This window comes from Candidatus Nitrosocosmicus agrestis (assembly GCF_008389435.1).
In the GTDB taxonomy this organism is placed as follows: domain Archaea; phylum Thermoproteota; class Nitrososphaeria; order Nitrososphaerales; family Nitrososphaeraceae; genus Nitrosocosmicus; species Nitrosocosmicus agrestis.
The window spans coordinates 1-5,122 of record NZ_VUYS01000038.1; the positions used below are offsets into that span (position 1 = coordinate 1).

Sequence of the window (5,122 nt, forward strand, 5' to 3'; positions counted from 1 at the left end):
AAACACAAGCAAAGGATCTCCCAATCAAAGATTGCTGCAGCAGCCAATATCAATATCATGACTTTGAGAAAGAGGCTATCTGAAACTAGAACCATTCTTATGAACACGCAGTTCTTGAATTAACAAATACCATATACAACTCTTGTTACGTCTTGAGGAAAGACTAAAGTAGTATGCAGTATTACTTTACTATATGACTCTAAGAATAAAATGTCAGCAATGTGATTTTAACCATATTTCAAATATCTACCGAAGGGGTGTTCATACTTTTCAAAAGAATTTTTCAAATCTAGAAAGCTGTCCTAGTTGCGGACATGTATCTAAATGTGTTGAATCAGACTATATTTTATAATTTATCTTAGTACAAGACATTCCATAGACTAAGTAAGGAATAATAAAATAATCTTCATGGGATAAATAAGATAATGTAAATGAAATTTTAGGAATCTCAAGTTATCTATCTTTTTTCTAGCCTATAATTTTTGCAATATCTTTTATAATATGCCTTGTCATCTGGCATGTAGTAACATTTTCTAATATCATTAGAAAGGCAAGAAAATTGCAAACGATAGCTATCCTCATCCAAACCCATTCTTTTTATGTATAGAATTTCACTGAACACGATAGAATAAGATACGACAATTTCAATGTCTTGTTTCGGTCATAATTGTAGTGGTGTTTTTCTCCGTGTAAAATTTGCCTTACTCTATTTGGCTATATAGTATATTGAACATAAAACATTGGACAGAAGTCATTATGGACAAGTTACTAAAATCAGTATTAAAACGTCAGATGCCTTATCTTGTAGGAGGCACAATAACTGGGACAATAATGGCATACTACTTTGGATTTTTGTTTGCTATTATAGTAAACAGCATTATCTGGTTTGTCATCTCAACTCTTGTCAACAAATACTATTGGAAATATACCGGATTCAAAGAAGAAGTTCAACTTATTTCGAAGTATATTGGCCGAATAAAAAAGAAAAATTCTAACAGCTATTATGTAACTAAAGATAACCAACATGAAGAACGATATGACGTAGGCAAATCCTCATCTTCCAGCAATAAGAGGGACGAAAATAAGGAAACCGATATTTAGAAAGCCCATTATAATTCTAAAATACGGTTAATAATATTCTAATAAACTGCTGAAAATTCTCTTTTTCCAGTTCGGGATTAATTACGATGGCTTCTGTGAGATTAAATTTCGTATATTATATGGGCTCGTTGGTATATGAAACAAAGTTGACACAAATTAATAACCCAAATCCAAATAAAGAACAGAATATTTCATTTATAATATAGGTTAGCCTTCACTTTTTTTGCAATTTGATGTATGATTAATTACTAAAAGGCATCAAGAGTTATGTGGATCTTATCAATTACCACTATATACTCTACGTTGATCAATACAGTCTGTGCAAACTCCTCTGGCAGATCAATAGAAGTTGCATTGTCAGTTTGAGTATCATATGTTAAAGTATTAGTGTCTTTATAATATAATGGATTGGACAATTCTAATAATGCTATTTCTTTATCTATGTCTTGGCGTGTAGCAGCACCGCTATTATCTACAAAGACAAATGTAACATTAGGCTGGTCGGATGCAAAACTATCCCAGGTAATTTACCAGTTACCGATAAACTCTGAAGTATCGATTGTTTCTACTATCCTATACGACCTATCTGAAAATGATATTGTCTTATCTGCCATATTATTTAATTTAACAGAATACGTAGTGTCATTAATTTGAAAAAGCGAACCAGATTGTGCGGATTGAATAAATAGAAAACCAGGTTCTAAAACAGTTAAATTTTTTTCCAATAGAGCATAAACTTGTCCATATGATATTGAAAATAAAAATACGAATACGATAGTAAATAGGTAACTATGAGTCCTATATTGGTTATTTGTTACTCGCTGTTTTGACATAAACCTGTTATTCTTTGGGATGGCCCATAATTCAATACTTTTTATAGCGTATCTAATTTTATTATAATATTACATTCATTCTTATTGCGAATATAGACGACATTCATAGTTCTGTGACGAATATAGTAATTATCAACAAGTATATAGACCCAAATACTATGTGAGTTCGGTGGAAACTATGAGAATATCCACATAGGACGGGAAAAGACATCTCGTTGTTTGAATTTTAACAGAGTATGTAAATATATGAAATAAATCTATAATACATTATTACCATTTAATAAAATACACCTTTTTTAATATGAGCAATTCTGAAAAATCTATTTTAGACATTTACACTCTAGCTTATATAGATATAAAAGGTAGATATTATGGATTGATGATATTTGATATGTTTACTTTATAGATTTATATGAATTCAATGTTTTACAACATATACAAATATCTGATAATTATGGACACCAATCTTTTTACTTGAATTTATCTGTTAAATGCAAAGGTCAATTAGATTCTTACAATGGAAAAACTGGCATATCATAACCTTTTCAGCAATGTCAAATCAGATTACATCACACATACAATCATGGAGAATAAAAAATTAGGTGGTAGGAAGAAAACGAATACAGGTTTTGTCAAACTATTTAATGGTAACTTGGATGGTTGGAAAATGATTGGAAATGGCAGCTTTGTAATAATATTCGAAGACATAGATGACCAAAAACAACACTCCTTGCTCATGACACAAGGAGGAATGTGGTTACTGTGGTATTATAAGAAAAAATTCAAAGACTTTATTTTAAGGCTGGAATGGAAGGTTTCTCACATAGAAGATAACTATGGAATATTTGTAAGATTCTCAGATCCTCAAGGGGATCCCTGGAATGCAGTCTATAGTGGATATGAGATACAGATTGACGATCTGGCCTTGCCCAATAAAGAATTAGTTCACAAGACTGGTGCCATCTATGGTTTTATGGGCCCTTCTAAAGTTGCATCAAAACCTGAAGGATACTGGAATAATCTTTATGTTTCTGTAAAAGGTCAAACGTATTCGGTTATCATAAATGATGAAAAAGTGATAGCCGGTTTTCAGGGAAATCGAAGCAAGAAAGGATATATAGGATTGCAAAATCATGATGACAGATCTACGGTTTATTTTAAAAATATCTTTATAAAAGAAATATAATTCGTTATAAATGCGGAAAATATCTACTTTTCAAACCAATTTTTAGCTCGCTGTTGTCCCGCAAAAAGGAGGTAGAGGAAATTGAGTTCCGTATAATATGCAAGTTCGATGGAAATTATGTGAAAAATCGCAGGGATTTATAAAATAAAATATTGTATTAGGACTATTCAGAAAAATTAGAAGTGGCTATGGGTCACAGATTACAGCACCCTTAGAACAGATTACAGCACCCTTAGAACAGATTACAGGAAGTTTTGAGATAGAAAAATAACTTAAATCATTTATAGTAATCAAACTCAATATAGAAAATGGTTACCCAACTCAATTCGGCAAAGAGAGGAATTGCAACCGAAGAAATGAAACAGGTAGCAAAGGATGAGAAAGTAGATGTTAATTTTATTGTAAAACACATTGCAAACGGTTCTATCATAATTCCAAAAAATACAGCGAGAAAACAGCATATCAAACCAAGAGGTATAGGAAAGGGTCTAAAAACAAAGGTTAATGTAAATATTGGTACTTCCACATTATATCAAAATATTGAAGAGGAAATTTCAAAGGCAAAGGTTGCAGTGAAATATGGTGCAGATACAATGATGGATCTTTCTGATGGTGGTGACCTTGATAATATAAGAAAAAGACTCCTTGATGCTGCGTCTACTGTTACTTTTGGTTCTGTACCTATATATCAGGCATATGGATATGGTGTTGAGAAATACAAAAATCCTCTCAATATAACAGAAGATGATTTTCTCAACGCTTTTGAGAAACATGCAAAAGATGGAGTTGATTATACAACAATTCATTCTGGAATAACACTCGAATTAGCAAAAAGGATTATGAATGTTAAAAGACATGGTGGCATCGTATCGAAAGGTGGAACCATAACTGCTGCATGGATGTTAAAATACAATAAAGAAAATCCATACTATGAACATTTTGATTATCTTTGTGAAATGGCTAAGAAGTATGATGTAACGTTTAGTCTTGGCGATGCATTAAGACCTGGTTCTATACTCGATTCCCATGATGAATTACAGGTTTCAGAAATGATAAATGTATCCAGATTGGCCAAAGTTGCGTTTGAGAATGATATTCAAGTGATGGTTGAAGGCCCGGGACATGTTCCATTAAACGAAGTAGCAACGAACGTAAGATTATCTAAATCTTTGATTGGAGACATACCTTACTATGTGCTTGGACCGTTAGTTACAGATATAGCCTCTGGATATGACCACATTGCAAGTGCGATTGGTGCGGCCATATCAGCCTCGGAAGGTGTTGATTTATTGTGTTATTTAACGCCTGCAGAGCATTTGGGACTTCCCAATGAGGATGAAGTAAAAGAAGGATTGATTGCTTATAGAATAGCTGCACATGCAGGAGATTTGGTAAAGATTAAAGAAAGAGCAATAAAATGGGACAGTGAGATGACTGAAGCAAGAAGAACATTGAATTGGGAAAAGCAATTGTCTCTGTCTATAGACCCTGAGAAGGCTAAAGATATTCACTATCGTAATACGGGCCAACATCCTGGCAACAACGTTCCATGCACTATGTGCGGTGGGGCCTGTGTATATTTGATGTTACCACAACAAAGGAAATATAGCAAACTAGAAGAGGATTCACAAAATACAAATTTGTAATGAATCAAATCATCAAACAATTAAATGATTTTTTTGATTATTCCTCAACGCATAGGTCATCGTTTCTATAAATAGGCATCACGGATTAAGCGTAGGAAGATGGTTTCTATTATTCATACCTCATTTTTCCATCTATAAATCGATTTAGTGTCCGCCATAGTAACATAAGTTCAGGGAAACAACAAAGAAATAATATGAATAATAATCCAGTTATTAGTTTTGATTATTAATCCTGTTTAATACATCCTGATAGTCTGTTAAAGGTACAATCTTTACAGTATTAAACGATGATATTTCAGATTCAATGCATAGTTGTTCTATATCATGGGCACTGTTAGCTTTGACTAGGATAAACC

The 5,122-nt window shown here is 32.6% G+C and carries 5 protein-coding genes; 3 read left to right on the plus strand and 2 right to left on the minus strand.

What is annotated here, in order from left to right:
* Positions 1 to 756: 756 nt before the first annotated feature.
* Positions 757 to 1,101 (plus strand): hypothetical protein, encoded by a 345-nt coding sequence (locus tag F1Z66_RS15050; RefSeq protein ID WP_149864450.1) that lies wholly within the window; start codon positions 757 to 759, stop codon positions 1,099 to 1,101.
* A gap of 248 nt (positions 1,102 to 1,349) precedes the next feature.
* Here the strand turns inward: F1Z66_RS15050 and F1Z66_RS15725 are convergent, their stop codons facing one another.
* Positions 1,350 to 1,517, minus strand: coding sequence for a hypothetical protein (locus F1Z66_RS15725; protein WP_154670579.1), 168 nt, complete (start codon positions 1,515 to 1,517; stop codon positions 1,350 to 1,352).
* 111 nt (positions 1,518 to 1,628) lie between these two features.
* On the minus strand, positions 1,629 to 1,826 hold the full coding sequence (locus tag F1Z66_RS15055; RefSeq protein WP_149864451.1) for a hypothetical protein: 198 nt from the start codon (positions 1,824 to 1,826) through the stop codon (positions 1,629 to 1,631).
* A gap of 691 nt (positions 1,827 to 2,517) precedes the next feature.
* Between F1Z66_RS15055 and F1Z66_RS15060 the strand changes: the two genes are divergently transcribed.
* Together F1Z66_RS15060 and thiC are read left to right on the plus strand one after the other, a co-directional pair.
* Positions 2,518 to 3,120: a 3-keto-disaccharide hydrolase gene (locus tag F1Z66_RS15060; protein WP_195907556.1), complete on the plus strand. Its 603-nt coding sequence runs from the start codon at positions 2,518 to 2,520 to the stop codon at positions 3,118 to 3,120.
* Positions 3,121 to 3,428: 308 nt separating this feature from the next.
* The gene (thiC, locus tag F1Z66_RS15065) at positions 3,429 to 4,766 is read left to right on the plus strand and encodes a phosphomethylpyrimidine synthase ThiC (protein ID WP_149864453.1); all 1,338 of its coding nucleotides are present in this window, start codon (positions 3,429 to 3,431) and stop codon (positions 4,764 to 4,766) included.
* The last annotated feature ends 356 nt before the right edge of the window (positions 4,767 to 5,122 follow it).

Coding starts and splice junctions, on each gene's coding strand:
- thiC (WP_149864453.1), top strand. CDS start 3,429: ATGGTTACCCAACTCAATTCGGCAAAGAGAGGAATTGCAACCGAAGAA.
- F1Z66_RS15050 (WP_149864450.1), top strand. CDS start 757: ATGGACAAGTTACTAAAATCAGTATTAAAACGTCAGATGCCTTATCTT.
- F1Z66_RS15060 (WP_195907556.1), top strand. CDS start 2,518: ATGGAGAATAAAAAATTAGGTGGTAGGAAGAAAACGAATACAGGTTTT.